The sequence below is a fragment of the Actinophytocola sp. genome (assembly GCF_035712165.1).
Taxonomy (GTDB): Bacteria; Actinomycetota; Actinomycetes; order Mycobacteriales; family Pseudonocardiaceae; genus DASYTH01.
The window spans coordinates 1-14,536 of sequence record NZ_DASTBH010000513.1 but is presented as its reverse complement, the minus strand read 5'-3'; the positions used below and the strand labels follow the sequence as shown (position 1 = coordinate 14,536).

Here is a 14,536-nt window from a genome sequence, read left to right as displayed (position 1 = left end):
CCCGCCCGCCGCCCGCGCCGACGCAGCATCCGGTGCCAACTCCAGCACCTGCTCCGCCGTCCACCGCATGCCAGCAGAGCATGCCACCCAGGTCCGACGAACCCGCGCCGTGCCCGGCGCGGTCCAGTCACCCGGGAAGCTCTCACCCACGAATGGGCTCGAATTCTGGCTGAATGCGCATTCATATTTCGCGAATTGGTCCGGCGCCCGATTCGTCCACTGTGGACACTTCAATAACGTGGCGGCCGGTCCGGGTACCCGGTCGCGGAAGGTGGCGGTGGGGACTAGGGTCGGGCGGTGTGGTCGAGGTTGCCGTGCTGATCGGGTTGCAGGCGTCGGGGAAGACCACCTTCTATCGTCAGGTGTTGGCGGCGACCCATGCGCATGTCAGCAAGGACGCTTTTCCGAACGCGCGGCGGCCGCAGCGGCGGCAGCTGTCGCTGATCGACGAGGCACTCGCGGCCCGGCGGAATGTCGCGGTGGACAACACCAATCCGTCGGCGGAGGAGTGGCGGCCCATCATCGACGCGGCGCGGTCCTACCGGCTGCGGCAGCCGCGGTTAATCGATGGGTTCGACGCGCTGTTCGTCGTACGGTTCGCCGGCGCCGGTTTCGCGGTCTCCCCGCTGATCGAACAGGAGTGACGTGCTGGGCAACGAGTTCGAGGCGGGTCAGCGCGCCCGGGAGTGGTTCCACTCGCTCACCGTGCCGCCCGGCGCCTGGACCGTGATCCGGGTCGATGGCCGCAGCTTCTCCCGGTTCACCCGGGAGCACTACGACAAGCCGTACGACGCACGGTTCTCCGAACTGATGGCGACGACCGCCCAGACCCTCCTGTCGGAGTTCGACGGCAGCTACGCCTACACCGAAAGCGACGAGATCTCGGTGCTCCTCGACCCTGGTCTGGACCTCTTCGGCCGCAGTGTGGAAAAGCTCGTGTCGATCTCGGCCGGAATCGCGTCCGCGGCGTTCACGCACGCGGCCGGCCGGCCCGCGCACTTCGACAGCCGGATCTGGCTGGGCACCGGTCGCGCCGATGTCGTCGACTACTTCTCCTGGCGGCAGGCCGACGCCGCCCGCTGCGGCCTCAACGGTTGGTGTTACTGGACTTTGCGCGAAGCCGGCCGCTCGCCCCAGGAGGCCACCCGACTGCTGGAGCGAACGACGCCCGCCGACAAGAACGAGATGCTGTTCCAGCACGGCGTCAACTTCAACGAGATACCCGCCTGGCAACGTCGTGGTGTCGGCCTGTGGTGGGAGAACTTCGAGCGCCCCGGCTACGACCCGATCCGGGAAACCCCGGTCACCGCCACCCGCCGCCGGGTTCGGGTCGAACGCGACCTACCCATGAAAGACGCCTACCGCACCTTCATCAACGACCTGATCAGCTGACCGAGTCGCGGCTGTCGATGTAGGCCTGCAGGCCGTCGAGGACGCGTTGCAGTCCGAACTCGAAGTCGTCGAAGCCGGCGGGAGTGAGGGCGCCGGCGCCGATGGCGGTGGCGAGGGTGGGGAAGCGGTCGCTGTGGGCGTTGATCTGGTGCAGCATGGCCGCGCCCCAGTCGCCGGTCGGGTCGGCGCCGGTGCGGTCCGGGGCGAACGGGGCCATGCTGCGCACCCAGCCGTTGACCACCAGCACCGACGCCAGCAGTTCCTGGCCGGCCAGCCGGGTCTCGGCGAGCGCGGCGACCGCGCTTTCCAGCCAGCCGAGCTGGTTCGGGCCCATCATCCGGTTCAGCGCCGCGGGCATGAACCACGGGTGCGCCACGAAACAGTCCCGGGTCAGCCGGGCCCACACGGCCAGCCGGGGCCGCCAACCACCCGGGATCGAGCGCAGGTCCGGCGGCTCGCCGACCGCCGCGTCGATCATGAGGTCGAGCAGTTCGGACTTGCCGGGCACGTACCGGTACAGCGACATGGTGGTGAACCCGAACCCGGCGGCCACCCGCTGCATGGAGACCGCGCCGAGCCCTTCGGAGTCGGCGACGGCGATCGCGGCCGCCACGATCCCGGCCACCGACAGGCCGGGCTTCGGTCCCCGGCTGGGCCGCTCGGGCTCCCCCCAGAGCACCTCGATGCTGCGGGCCAGCCCGCTCGCCGCCTCGTCCTTCTTCGCCGGCATCAGGAAGCTCCCATCGCGTTGGGGGGAGGTTGACCGCCTGTTGACGTCCCCGCCCCCCTCTGTGTATAACATACACCATTCAGTGTATGGCATAAACAGTAGAGGGGATACACAGATGGAGACCATCACACGGGCCGGCCGCCGGGAGTGGCTCGGACTGGCCGCGCTGATGCTGCCGCTGCTCCTGGTCTCGATGGACGTCTCGGTGCTGTTCTTCGCCGTGCCGTTCATCAACGCCGACCTCGAGCCCACCGCCACCCAGCAACTCTGGATCTTCGACATCTACGGGTTCGTCCTGGCCGGACTGCTGATCACCATGGGCTCGCTCGGCGACCGGATCGGCCGGCGCCGGCTGCTCATGCTGGGCGCCGTCGGGTTCGGTCTGGCCTCGGTGCTGGCCGCCTACGCCCCGAGCGCCGAAGCCCTGATCGCCGCCCGCGCGCTGCTCGGCGTCGGCGGCGCCACCTTGATGCCGTCCACCGTCGCCCTGATCCGCAACATGTTCCACGACGAGAAGCAGCGCAGCACGGCGATCACCATCTGGACCTCCGGCCTGACCTTCGGCGTCGCCCTCGGCCCGATCCTGTCCGGCCTGCTGCTCGAACACTTCTGGTGGGGCTCGGTGTTCCTGATCAACCTGCCGGCCATGGTCCTGCTGCTGGGGATCGCCCCGGTCCTGATCCCGGAGTTCCGCAACCCCGACGCCGGCCGGTTCGACCTGGGCAGCGCCGCACTGTCGATGGCCGCCGTGCTCCCGGTGATCTACGCGATCAAGGGCTTCGCCGCGCACGGGGTCGACGCCGGCCGCCTGGTCGCCGTCGCCGTCGGGGTGGTCATGGGTTACCTGTTCATCCGGCGCCAGGCCACCCGGCCCGACCCGATGGTCGACCTGGGACTCTTCCGGCGGCGCTCGTTCTCCGTCGCCATGGCGCTGAACCTGCTCGGCATCTTCGTCCTGGCCGGGTTCGCCATCTTCACCACCCAGTACCTGCAGCTGGTGCTCGGCATGAGCCCGCTGGAGGCCGCACTGTGGAGCCTGCTCGGCGCGGTGGGCGTGGGCGCCGCCGCACCGACGGTGGCCGCGCTGGGCCAGCGGGGGGTCAACCGCGCGTACCTGATCGCCGCGTCGTTCGGCCTGTCGGTGCTCGGTCTGATCGTGCTCACCCGCACCGAGGTCGACTCCACCGTGGTGCCGGTGCTCGTGGGCGCGGCGCTGATGTCCGGCGGCCTGGTGGCCGGCATGTCCCAGATCGCCGAACTGATCGTGGGCGACGCCCCGCCGGAGCGGGCCGGGACGGTGGCCGCGCTGATGGAGACCGCCTCGGAGTTCGGCGGCGCGCTGGGAATCGCGATCCTCGGCAGCATCGGGGCCGCGGTCTACCGCGCCGAGATCGCCGACGTGGCGCCGGCCGGCTCGGCCGGGGAGACGCTCGGCGGCGCGCTGGCGGTGGCCGGCCACCTGCCCGCCGACCTGGCCGCGACCCTCATCGCCGCGGCGCGCTCCGCGTTCCTGACCGGCATGCACGTCGCCGCGCTGGTCGCCGGGGGCGTGCTGGCGGTCGCCGCGGTGGCCTGCTGGGTTCTGCTGGCGAAGTTCGACCGGAAGGTTGACAGCCACGTCGGCTGAGTGCGTGTATCATCAAGGCGGTTCCGTGCTCCCGGTGACCCCCAGGCCGGTCGAGCGCGGAACCCCTTTTTGTCTACGCCCCGGATCAGACGCCGCGCAGCGCGTCGGACAGCGCCACCAACTCCCGGGCGTCGGCCTCGAGGCCGTCGGCCCGTGGCACGGCCACCGGCTGGGCCCGGTGCGGCACCGGGACACCGGCGGCGTGGGCGGCGAGCCCGGCGCACAGCCGCTGCGCGAGCGGCGCCGCGCCGTCCGGCTCCAGATACGGGCTGACCCGGACCAGTCCGTCCCGGCACTCGATCACCCGCCGGTAGTAGCGGCGGTGCACGCCGGTCAGCCCGAAGGTGTCCCGGAACCGGCCGGCCGGCACCCGGTTCAGCGCGTCCTCCGGGAACTCCCGATTCAGCACCGTCCACAGTGGACCGAGCCGTCGGTACACCCGGCGGTGCTGCCACCACACCCGCAGCGCCGCCGCGCGCATACCGAGGACCGGATATGCCACGCCCACCAGGAACAGCACGATGCCGATCAGCACGGCCGCGATGCCGACCGTGACGACCGGCATCGGCAGCGTGCCACCGGCCCAGCGCACCAGGTTCGCCGCGATGAACACCGCGAGCGCCAGCACGATCCCGACCAGCCCCACCGAGGTCAGCGCGAGTCCCCGGCGCAGCCGCGGCTCGGCCCCCCGCGCGTAGCGGCGGGTCCACAGCAGCGCGGTGGCGAAGGCGTAGAACATGTAGACGTTCACGGTCAGGTAGAGCAGGCCGACCGTGGGCGCCGAGACCGGCCCGGCGCCCTTCGACGACGGCAGCACGGCGGCCGCGTCCCGGATCCCGGCCGGCATCAGCGCGGTCGCCCCGGTCATGATCAGCACAGCGGCGCCGAGCGGCACCGCCTGCCACATCGCCTGCCGCCGGGCGGCCGGCAGGTCCAGCGCCGAGAACAGGTAGAACGCGATCAGGCAGTACCCCGCGGCGGCCTGCAGCACGTGTTCGGTCAGCCGGGTCATGATCGGTTCCAGGCCGATCGCCGGGATTCCGTGCACGGCAACGGCATCGAGGGCGAACGAACCGGCCCAGCAGGCGACCAGGATGGTGACCGCCCGCAGCGCGGCGTTGCGGGGGGCGCGGACCAGCAGGTACAGCATCAGGCCCAGCGCCAGGAAGGTCACCAGGCCCTGCGTCAGCTGAAGTTGGTTCACCCGATCTCCTCACGGGCTCCGGACAACGGTGACCCTCCCGGACGCCGCCAACAAATCAGTCACAGCCAGCCCATCCGGTCGCCCAGGGCGGTGCCCAGCCGCTGCGCGGTGCGGTCCGGCGACGGCCGGGGCGCGACCCGGTCGAGCACCGACGCCCACTCCAGGATGATCGTGGCCACGGTCTCCGCCTCGCGCTCGCGTTCGGTGCCGTAGGAGGTGCGGCGCAGCGCCCGGCGCACCGCGTCCGGCTCCAGGTCGGGATAGCGACCGCGCAACGTGTCCGGTCCGGCGTCCGGGTACAGCCCGGCGAGCAGCGCGTCGTCCTCCTCGTCGCTGGTGTGCCCGGCCAGCATGTGTCCCAGTTCGTGCAGCACGATGTGGCTCTGGTGCGCCTTGGTGGTCTGCTCCTGGTAGAGGATGTAGTCGGCGCTGTCGGTGGTGATCCATACCCCGAACGGACCGGGCACCGGAATGGGGTGCGGCATCAGCCGGATCGGTTTGCCCCGGCTCTGCCCGACCCGCCGGCACAGTTCCTCGATGTCCAGTGGTGGACGGATGTCCAGGTCGTTGAGTATCCGCCGGCAGCGCCGGCGCAGCTCACGTTCCCTCACCGGTCACTCCCTCGAGCCACCGCTGCGTTCCGCCTTCTCTTCCCGGTAGACGACGTTGAGCAGCTCCATCACCAGCCGGCGCCGGCGCGGCGACAGCTCGCCGGCCCGCATGGCCATCAGCTGGACCTCGCTGCTGCCGGCGATCTCGCCCAGCCGCAACTGTTCCGAGCGCAGCCGTTCCAGCTGCTGGTCGACCCGGTCGGTCACCGCGTCGTCGAAGAAGTAGCTGACCGGAACGCCGAAGAAGCCGGCCAGGGCCTGCAGGTGCTTGTAGGTGGGGTTGTCCTTTTTGGACTTGCGGAGCTGCCAGATGTAGCTCTGCGAGATCTTCACCTCGCCCTGCGCCGTGATCGCCGCGGCCACCTGCTCGTTGCTGTACTCCTGCCCGTTTCTGGGGGTGTACCGGGCGAACAGGTGGTTCAGCTTGTCGGCCAAACTGCGGCCTTCGGTTGTGTCGTCAACCATTGCGGCTCCCTGGCAGCGCACTGCCCGCTTCCACTACAGTGAATCGACCGAGTGGATGTTGGCCTTTCCTCAGTCGATAACGGCGTAACAACAGCTTAGAACTCCGCTCTGTTGCTGTTCAACTACGGACGATCCCGGAGTGCACGTGACCGGACTGACCGGCCTGCCCGACCTGTGGGGGTGGACCGAGCGCGCGGAGAAAGCCCTGGCCGCGACGGGGAACCGGGCCACCGCGCTGCTCCTGGTCGAGCTGGAGGGTCTGCACCGGATCACCGAGCAGCACGGGCGGCGTGCCTGCGCCGCGGTGCGCCGGGCCGTGACGTCGGCCCTGCTGAGCGCCCTGCGCGGCACGGACGTGGCCGGGCGTGTTGGCCACGAGGGTGACGGTTTCCTGGTTCTCCTTCCAGCCAGGGACCGGCACCGGGGGGAGTTGATCGCCCGCCGGATCCGCACCAGGATCCGGCGGGCGATCATCCCGGTCCTGTCCGCCACCGGCACGGGCGTGGTGATCACCAACCTGGCCGCGTCGGTCGGCGTCGCGGTCAGCGATCCCAGCACCTCCCGGAGCCTGACCCTGCCGGAACTGGTGCAACAGGCCGACATCGCGGTGCTGCGGGCCCGCAGCCAGGGCGGCGACCAGGTGATCGTGGCCGGCACCGGCACACAAGGTATCTGAGACTTGTGGTAACAGGTACTGTCGTCGCATGAGTGCTGACGAGGGCTACGCCGGACCGGCCACGTTGATCATCGGGGAGTCCGAGCTGGCCGTGACGGTGACGCTGCGCGGCCAGTTCGAGCCCATCGACGGCTTCTACCACTGGTACGGGCGCATCGACCCGAGCCCCGAACTGGCCGCACTGCTCGGCAACCGCGGTGGTCCGGCCGAACTGCGCACCCCGCAGGGGCAGGCCGCCGGAGCCGTGTCCGACCCGGACCCGTGGGGCCGCTACCGGGTCAGCGGGGTCAGCCGCCCGCCGTTCGCGGTGGCCACCTCACTGGCGGATCTGCACTGATGGCCGGGCGCGAGTACGACCTGGTGCTGTTCGGCGCCACCGGGTTCACCGGCGGGCTGACCGCCGAGTACCTGGCCGCGCACGTGCCGGTGGGCTGCCGGTGGGCCCTGGCCGGACGCGACCGGGGCCGGCTCGAGGCGGTGCGCGACCGGCTGGCCGTCACCCAACCGGCCGCGCGGGACCTGCCGCTGCTGCACGCCGACGCCACCGAACCCGACTCGGTGCGGGCGGTCGCCCGGTCCGCCCGCGTCGTGCTGACCACGGTCGGGCCCTACGCGCTCTACGGCGAGCCCCTGGTGGCCGCCTGCGCGGCGGCCGGCACCGACTACCTCGACCTCACCGGCGAACCCGAGTTCGTCGACCAGATGTTCCTGCGCCACAACGACCTGGCCAAACGGACCGGGGCGCGGCTGGTGCACGCCTGCGGGTTCGACTCCATCCCGCACGACCTCGGCGCCTACTTCACCGTGCAGCAACTGCCGGAGGACGTGCCGATCACCGTCGAGGGCCACGTGCGCGGCTCCGGCACGATCTCCGGCGGCACCTTCTACTCCGCGCTCACCGCGGCCAGCCGGGGCCGGCAGAGCCTGGTCACCGCCCGGACGCGGCGCGCCGCCGACCCGCCGCCGGCGAACCGCCGCATCCGGACCGGCGGCGCCCCGAAACGCGCCGGGGGCCGCTGGGCGATCCCGCTGGCCACCATCGACCCGCAGATCGTCGGCCGGTCGGCGGCCGCGCTTTCCCGCTACGGCCCGGACTTCACCTACCGGCACTATGCCTCGGTCAAACACCTCGCCACGGTCGCCGTCGCCGGGACCGGGATCGCCGCGCTCGTGGTCCTCGCCCAGATCCCGCCGGCCCGCCGGTGGCTGCTGTCCCACCGCAAACCCGGCGCCGGCCCGAGCGCGCAGAAGCGGGCCCGGTCGTGGTTCCGGGTGCGCTTCGTCGGCCACGGCGGCGGACGCCGGGTGATCACCGAGGTGTCCGGCGGCGACCCCGGCTACACCGAGACCGCCAAGATGCTCGGCGAGTCCGCGCTCTGCCTGGCCTACGACGACCTGCCGGCGACCGCGGGCCAGGTCACCACGGCGGCGGCGATGGGCAACGCGCTGATCGACCGGCTGCGCGCGGCCGGGCTGGTATTTCAGGTTGTTCACGCCGAAAGCGATGTGGCACCGTCGCGCGCATGACCAAGCTCAATGCCGCGGCGCGGCAGCTGATCTCCTCCGGCGCGCTGGCGCACCTGGTCACCATCAACGCGGACGGCTCGCCGCAGGTGTCCGTCGTGTGGATGGGGCTCGACGGTGACGACCTGGTCGCCGGACACCTCAACCCGGCCCAGCTCAAGATCGCCAACATGCGCCGCGACCCGCGGGTGTCGGTGTCGTTCGAGAGCGACCGGGCCAACCCCGCCGGACTGCGCGAGCACCTGATCGTGCACGGCACCGCCGAGCTCACCGAGGGCGGCGCAGCAGAACTGCTGGCCCGGCTGGCCAAGACCTACATCGGCCCGGACGCGGTGTTCCCGCCGATGCCCAACCCGCCGGCCGGCCTGGTCGCGCGGATCACCGTCAAGCGCGTCACCGGCGTGGGCGACTGGAAGTAGGCGCGATCCCTCAGCGGGCGCGGGCCTCGCGCCACATCCGGTAGAGCGTCGGGCCGCCGTCCGGCACGGTGACCGTGCCGATCACCTTGAACCCGTGATGCAGGTACAGCGCCAGGTTGCGGCGGTTGGTCGCCTCCAGGTAGGCCGGTGTCCCCGCGTGGTGCAGTTCGGAGAGCCGGCTGGCCAGCAACGCCGAGCCCAGGCCGCGGCCCTGGTGTTCCGGGAGCACGGCGACGAAGTTCAGGTAGTGGTGCGCCCGGTCCACCGGATGCCCGGCCTGCCGGGCCGCGTCCAGCGCGAGAAAGCGCGGCAGGTACGAGCCGGTCGCGGCGGCGAGCTGTGCGTCGTACTCGGCCGGGGCCACGTTCGGCACCCCGTACGGCGCCGGGTACCAGATCGCCACGGCGGTGCGGTCGGCGGTGGCGAACACCTCGCCGGCGCCGCGCAGGGCGTGCCGGACCAGGATCTGGAGGTACGCCGGGTAGACGGCGGCCCGCACCTCGGGCTCCGGGACCAGCCACTCCCCCGGCCCGTCGGTCTGGAAGGCCTTGGCCAGCACGGTGGTCGCGGTGTCCAGCTCGGCGGTGGTGTTGTGCAGCCGGACGATTCCGGTGTCCGACCGGACCGGCGAACGGCCGACCGGGGGCATGTCGACCACGGTCGGCAGATCACCGACCATCACGATCGGCGGCTTGGGCAGGTTCAGGTCCATGCCCTGGGCGCTGTCCCACTCGCTCATCGTCCGGCCGATCACCCGGTTGGCGCCCAGCCCCACGGTCCGGTACACCTGCGGCCGCGCCACCTTCAGGTACCAGCCCCAGAGCAGCCCGCCGACCGCGACCACCGCGTAGAGCGCGGGCAGCACCCAGCCGCGCGGGTCGTCGCGGCCCACGCCGAGGACTCGGTGGAAATCGGCCAGCACCAGCACGAGCAGGCCGAGCAGCAGCACGCCGGCCAGCACCGGGGCGAGCCGCCGGTGCCACACGCTCTCCACGTCCGGGCGGCGGCGGAAGTACCCCACGGCGGCGAACGACAGCGCGATCATCAGGATCAGCACCCCCAGCGCGCCCAGGGTGGTGCCGGCGAGGAACAGGGTGGCCACCGGGTCGGCGCGGGCCAGCACGACGATGACCAGCACCCCGAGCGCGAGCCCGGACTGCGCGAGCGAGCCGGCATAGGGCGACCCGGTGCGGTAGTGCGTGCCGCCCAGCGGTGCGGGCAGCACCCGCTCGCGGCCCAGGCTGAACAGGTACCGGGCGACCGTGTTGTGGAAGCTCAGCAGCGCGGCGAACACCCCGGTGACGAACAGCACCCGGCCCAGATCCGCCGCCGCGGTCCCGAGCTGCGCGGCGCTGAGGTTGAAGGTCAGCCCGGCCCCGGCCCGCCGGGCGGCGTCCACCACGCCCGCCGGGCCGGTGGTGACCGACAACGCCCAGGCCGACAGGGCGTAGAGCAGGCCGAGGAAGGCGATGGCGAGGAACGTCGCCCGGGCCACGGTCCGGCGGGCGTCGCGGGTCTCCTCGGCGAACGCCGCGCCGCCCTCGAACCCGACGAAACCGGCGAGCGCGACGGCGAGCGCCGCGCCCCAGCCCTCGCGCGCCGCCGCGTCCGGCGCGAGCGTGCCCAGGCCGGCCGCGTCGCCCGCCGGGTTGCTCACGAACACCAGGTCGTAGAGCAGGATCACGATCGTCTCGGCGACCATCAGCACGGCGAGCAGCCGGCCGTTGAGGTCCACCCGCAGCACCCCGACGACCGCGATCGCCGCCCAGCCGGCCAGCGCGCACAGCCACCACGGCACGGTCACCGCGAACAGCACGCCGAGCAGGGCCGCGAGCGCGGTGCCGAAGATCCCGTACAGGCCGATCTGGATCGCGTTGTAGGCCAGCAGCGCGACGAACCCGGCGGCGACCCCCGGCGTGCGGCCGAAGCCGTGCACGACGTAGGTGTAGAAGGCGCCGGCGTTGGTGATGTGCCGGGACATCGCCAGGTAGCCGGCGGCGAACACGGCCAGGATCACCATCACCGCCAGGTAGGCCACCGGCAGGCCGGTCACGCCGGTCACCGCGTAGCCCGCGGTGATCCCGCCGGCGACCGTGGTGAGCGGGGCGGCCGCGGCGACGATGAAGAACAGCACGCCCGGCACGCCCAGCCGGTTGGCGGCCAGCAACGCGGACACCTTGCTCGCCGTCGGCCCCGGCCGTGCGACCACGTGGTCCTCCAGGTTCTGTCGCATGATCATCGCCGCCCGGCGACCGCGTCACCGACGGCGGCCTCGGTCTGGTCGGCCAGGTCCCGCAACGCGCGCGGGAGCTGGTCGCGCAGCCGGTCCAGCCGGCGGCGCAGACCGCTGCGCTGCTCGCGCCACCAGGTGAGCTTGGGCAGCAGACCGCAGGCGTCGGCGAGCGCGGCGAAGGTCATGGCCGGGATGGTGCCCTCGGGTGGATGCTCGTGGGTGAGCAGCGAGTGGACGGCGGCCTCCGGCCCGAGGGCGGAGTTGAGGTCGGTGGCCCGGTAGGTGGACCGCGCGCCGCCCCACCAGTGCCGGCCCGGCGCCTCGCCGAGAATCCCGTTGAAGCACAACCGGTTGCGCACCTGGGTGACGGCGCTGTGCCGCAGGTAGACCAGCCAGATCCGGACCGTGTGCGGTTGCCCCGCAACCTGCAGTTCGGTGACGACGTCCTCCAGGATCGCCTGGCTCAACACGTCCTGCAGGGGCGAGCGGCCGACCACGATGACGCGGCCCTCCTGCACGTCGATCCGGCGGTCGATGACCAGTTCGGCGAGCAGCGCGCCGGCCAGGCCGAGCGCCATGCCGGCCCGGTGCAGCCGCGCCTGGAGCTGTCCCGTGTCGTGGTCGTGCGCGGCCAGGAAGAGCTGGTCCGCCACTCGGAGCGGCGGAGGGAGCCGAGACGTCACCAGTGACCGTGCCGGAGCAGCGAGCGGGAACAGCACACCGTGGTTGGCAACCTCTTCGAGTGGGACCCAGAGCGGCCCATTCTGTCATCCGGCATTCACCGTGGGTAGAGGTCACCGCGGCCGTTCTGCCGTCGACCGAGCGCGTAGACCCGGGACGCGTTGCCTGAGCCGACCGCGTGCGCCAACCGCTCCGCGTCGCCGGTGGACAGCACGTCCCGGCCGATCCAGGAGTCCAGCAGCCGGCCGAACTCGTGCCGCCACAGCACCGCGCCGAGCAGATGCGTCTCCGGCAGCACCCGGCCGTCGGAGGAGTAGACGACCGCGTCGAACGGCGCCAGCTCAAGGGTCTCGGCGAGCACCGCGCCGATCCGGGCGCCGACGAACGGCACCGTCAGCCCGATGTCCACCACGACATGCGGGAAGACGTGCGCGAGGTAGGCCGCGTTGCGGTGGTAGGGCCAGCAGTGCAGCAACACCACGGTGCTCCCACGGTCCACTGTGGACTCCAGGAACGGGTGCAACAGGGCCGGGTCGGCGGCCGGCAACCGCAGGTCGGGGTCGCCGAACCCGGTGTGTATCTGCAGCGGCAACCCCAGCAGGGTGGCCTCGTGCACCAGCCAGCCCAGCAGCACCGGGTCGGTCAGCCGGCCGCCGGCGGCCAGCCAGCCCGCCAGGGCCCTGCCCGCCTCGGCTTCGGCCGGCTGCGCGGCCGGCAGGTCGAGACCGCACCGGTAGGCGACGATCGTCTTCAGCGCGACCGCACCGGCGCTCCGCTCCCGCAGCGCCGACCGGATCTCCGCCAGCGTCGAACCTCCCCGCGCCACGACGGTCTCCGCCACCTGCTCGATCCGCACCACCTCGTGATCGGTGCCCCGGCCGAGCGTGCCCGGGCCGGACAGCGGCGGCTCCGGGACGAACCCGGTGTCGACCAACCAGTCCGACACGCCGGCCGCGCGCAGCAGCCGCTCGGTCACCACCCGCCGGCCGAGTTCGGCCCGGCGGCGCAGGTAGCTGGTCCGGTCGGTGTGCGGCGGCAGGTCCAGCACCGGCGCGCACCAGCGCCGCACCGCCAGGCCCAGCATCGAGTCGAACGGGTCCCGGTGCGCGGGCACCGCGGGCGCCTCGGTCAGCCAGCCGGCGAACGCCGCGTCGTCCAGCTCCTGGGCGACCACCCCGTGACAGTGCTGGTCCACCAACGGGACCTCGGCCGTCACCAGCGCCATCGGGACGCCGCCGCGAGTTCGGCCGGGTCGAGGTCGGCGCACCGCCGCGCTTCCGCGCGGCGCACGGTGAGCACCGCGTCGTGCAGTTCCGGGCCCAGCGCGGCGGCCAGCACCTCCGAGGCCGCCAGCGCGTCCGCCGCACCGTCGGCCGAGGTGGGCAGCCGGTGGATGCCGGCCGCGGCCTGCCGCACCGGGTCCAGCGCGGCCGGGTCGCCGGTCACCGGGCCGGGCAACCGCAGTCCCGCGTCGACCCCGGCGAGTCCCGCCGCGATCACCGAGCCGATCAGCAGGTACGGGTTCGCCGTCCCGTCGAAGCACTTCACCTCCGCGTTGGCCGCCCAGCCCTGCGTGCCGGGCAGGCCGGTGATCATCCGCAGCGCGGTCTCCCGGGTCTCCACCCCCCAGCACTGCCAGACCCCGGCCCACCGGGACGGCTGGAGTCGCAGGAAGCTCGCCGGATGGCCGGCGCCGATGGCCACCAGGGCCGGCAGTTCACGCAGCACGCCGGCCAGGAACGCCTCGCCGGGCGGCCGCAGCCCGGCCGGCCCGGCCCCGCCGCACATCGCGCTGCCGTCGCCGTCGTGCACGGACAGGTGCAGGTGCGCGCCGGATCCGGCGCCGTCCGGGTCCACGCTCGGCGCGAACGTGGCCCGCCACCCGTGCCGGGCGCTGCGGGTGCGGACCGTGTGCCGGACCAGCACCGCGTCATCGGCCGCCCGCACCGGGTCGGCCGCCGCGACCGACAGTTCGACCTGGCCCAGCGCGTACTCCGGGTGGAACTGCTGCACCGCGACGTCCTGGGCGAGCAGGTCGGCGACCAGTTCCCGGGCGTAGCCGGTCAGGCTCTCGAGCCGGATCTGCCCGTAGGCCGGCCCATGCAACGCCGGGACGAACCCGTCGGCGTCGGCCCGGCCCAGGATCCACTCGTGCTCGACGGCCATCCGCAGGGTGAGCCCCCGCTCCCCCGCCGCCGCGGTCTGCCGGGCCGCGAACGCCCGCTGGCAGGCCACGAACCGGGCCCCGTCCTGGGTGAACTTGTCCGCGGGCGCCCAGGCCCAGCCCGGCACCCCGGCCAGCGCCACCACCCGGTCCAGGTCCGGCACCAGCCGCAGGTCGCCGTCCGGGCCGCCGAGATGCTGCCCGGCCACCATCACGTCGTCGGAACCGAACGTCTCGAAGCACGGCGACGCCCCGACCCCGTTGGCCGCGACCGACGCGAGCCGGCCAAGCGGAACGGCTTTCACCCGGGTTATCCCCGCGTTGTCCACAAAGGACAGCTCGACCAGCTCGACGCCGGCGCGCTCCAGCTCCTCGATCCGCCGCGTCCCGCCGCCGACGTCGGCCGGAATGCGGTCCATGGTCGCCATGCGACCATTATCAACCGATCGTCGGAATGAACCGCGGCGCCCGGCGTGCCTGGGTGGCCCGCTCGAACGCCGCGCCCAGGGCCAGCACGGTGGCGTCCGACCAGCGGCCGGCGAAGAACGACACCCCGATCGGCAGCGGCCCGGCGAACCCGGCCGGCACCGACACGTTCGGGTAGCCGGCCACGGCGGCCGGGCCGGACGAGCCGAGCACGAACGCGTCACCCGCCGCGTAGTCGGTCTTCCAGGCCGGACTGTTGGTCGGCGCCATGATCGCGTCCAGCCGGAACCGGGCCATCGTCTCGTCGATCGACCGCTTGGCCGAGGTCGTCGCGATCTCCCGCTGGCGCAGGTAGGCCGGATCGTCCGGACGCGGCGCGGCCTC

General features: G+C 72.6%; 16 protein-coding genes. 7 read left to right on the top strand and 9 right to left on the bottom strand.

What is annotated here, in order from left to right; genetic code table 11:
* The first annotated feature begins 299 nt into the window (after positions 1–299).
* Both VFO68_RS29120 and VFO68_RS29115 read left to right on the top strand, forming a co-directional pair.
* Positions 300–644, top strand: a complete 345-nt coding sequence (locus tag VFO68_RS29120) for an AAA family ATPase (RefSeq protein WP_325161613.1) — start codon at positions 300–302, stop codon at positions 642–644.
* A gap of 1 nt (position 645) precedes the next feature.
* Positions 646–1,392 carry a tRNA(His) guanylyltransferase Thg1 family protein gene (locus VFO68_RS29115; RefSeq protein ID WP_325161612.1) on the top strand — a complete coding sequence of 249 codons (747 nt, stop codon included), beginning with the start codon at positions 646–648 and terminating at the stop codon, positions 1,390–1,392.
* On the opposite strand, the gene VFO68_RS29110 is transcribed toward VFO68_RS29115, so the two are convergent.
* Positions 1,385–2,122, bottom strand: coding sequence for a TetR/AcrR family transcriptional regulator C-terminal domain-containing protein (locus VFO68_RS29110; RefSeq protein ID WP_325161611.1), 738 nt, complete (start codon positions 2,120–2,122; stop codon positions 1,385–1,387). The two genes, VFO68_RS29115 and VFO68_RS29110, sit on opposite strands and share 8 nt — an antisense overlap.
* A 115-nt stretch (positions 2,123–2,237) precedes the next feature.
* Between VFO68_RS29110 and VFO68_RS29105 the strand changes: the two genes are divergently transcribed.
* A complete protein-coding gene (locus VFO68_RS29105) occupies positions 2,238–3,749 on the top strand; it encodes an MFS transporter (RefSeq protein ID WP_325161610.1) in 1,512 nt (503 codons plus the stop codon).
* 85 nt (positions 3,750–3,834) lie between these two features.
* Here the strand turns inward: VFO68_RS29105 and VFO68_RS29100 are convergent, their stop codons facing one another.
* The 3 genes from VFO68_RS29100 to VFO68_RS29090 are packed head-to-tail and all read right to left on the bottom strand — an operon-like array spanning position 3,835 to position 6,029.
* Positions 3,835–4,953, bottom strand: coding sequence for an MAB_1171c family putative transporter (locus tag VFO68_RS29100; RefSeq protein WP_325161609.1), 1,119 nt, complete (start codon positions 4,951–4,953; stop codon positions 3,835–3,837).
* A gap of 59 nt (positions 4,954–5,012) precedes the next feature.
* The gene (locus VFO68_RS29095; protein ID WP_325161608.1) at positions 5,013–5,564 is read right to left on the bottom strand and encodes a hypothetical protein; all 552 of its coding nucleotides are present in this window, start codon (positions 5,562–5,564) and stop codon (positions 5,013–5,015) included.
* Between the two features lie 3 nt (positions 5,565–5,567).
* The gene (locus VFO68_RS29090) at positions 5,568–6,029 is read right to left on the bottom strand and encodes a helix-turn-helix domain-containing protein (RefSeq protein WP_325161607.1); all 462 of its coding nucleotides are present in this window, start codon (positions 6,027–6,029) and stop codon (positions 5,568–5,570) included.
* 145 nt (positions 6,030–6,174) lie between these two features.
* Between VFO68_RS29090 and VFO68_RS29085 the strand changes: the two genes are divergently transcribed.
* Genes VFO68_RS29085 through VFO68_RS29070 form a run of 4 tightly spaced genes read left to right on the top strand, consistent with a single transcriptional unit; the run spans position 6,175 to position 8,648 of the window.
* Complete coding sequence (locus VFO68_RS29085; protein ID WP_325161606.1) at positions 6,175–6,705, top strand: diguanylate cyclase; 531 nt, start codon at positions 6,175–6,177, stop codon at positions 6,703–6,705.
* Between the two features lie 28 nt (positions 6,706–6,733).
* A complete protein-coding gene (locus VFO68_RS29080) occupies positions 6,734–7,042 on the top strand; it encodes a DUF4873 domain-containing protein (RefSeq protein WP_325161605.1) in 309 nt (102 codons plus the stop codon).
* Positions 7,042–8,232 carry a saccharopine dehydrogenase family protein gene (locus tag VFO68_RS29075; RefSeq protein WP_325161604.1) on the top strand — a complete coding sequence of 397 codons (1,191 nt, stop codon included), beginning with the start codon at positions 7,042–7,044 and terminating at the stop codon, positions 8,230–8,232. Before VFO68_RS29080 ends, VFO68_RS29075 begins: the two co-directional genes overlap by 1 nt.
* On the top strand, positions 8,229–8,648 hold the full coding sequence (locus VFO68_RS29070) for a PPOX class F420-dependent oxidoreductase (protein ID WP_325161603.1): 420 nt from the start codon (positions 8,229–8,231) through the stop codon (positions 8,646–8,648). Before VFO68_RS29075 ends, VFO68_RS29070 begins: the two co-directional genes overlap by 4 nt.
* Before the next feature lie 10 nt (positions 8,649–8,658).
* Here the strand turns inward: VFO68_RS29070 and VFO68_RS29065 are convergent, their stop codons facing one another.
* The 5 genes from VFO68_RS29065 to VFO68_RS29045 all read right to left on the bottom strand — a co-directional run.
* A complete protein-coding gene (locus VFO68_RS29065; RefSeq protein WP_325161602.1) occupies positions 8,659–10,881 on the bottom strand; it encodes a GNAT family N-acetyltransferase in 2,223 nt (740 codons plus the stop codon).
* Positions 10,882–10,883: 2 nt separating this feature from the next.
* Positions 10,884–11,534 carry a GOLPH3/VPS74 family protein gene (locus VFO68_RS29060; RefSeq protein ID WP_325161601.1) on the bottom strand — a complete coding sequence of 217 codons (651 nt, stop codon included), beginning with the start codon at positions 11,532–11,534 and terminating at the stop codon, positions 10,884–10,886.
* A 125-nt stretch (positions 11,535–11,659) separates the two neighbouring features.
* On the bottom strand, positions 11,660–12,787 hold the full coding sequence (locus VFO68_RS29055; protein ID WP_325161600.1) for an amidohydrolase family protein: 1,128 nt from the start codon (positions 12,785–12,787) through the stop codon (positions 11,660–11,662).
* Entirely contained in the window at positions 12,775–14,154 is a 1,380-nt protein-coding gene (locus tag VFO68_RS29050; RefSeq protein WP_325161599.1) for a glutamine synthetase family protein, read from the bottom strand. Before VFO68_RS29050 ends, VFO68_RS29055 begins: the two co-directional genes overlap by 13 nt.
* Before the next feature lie 10 nt (positions 14,155–14,164).
* Positions 14,165–14,536: amidase family protein (locus VFO68_RS29045; protein ID WP_325161598.1), on the bottom strand; the 372-nt coding region annotated here is incomplete at its 5' end.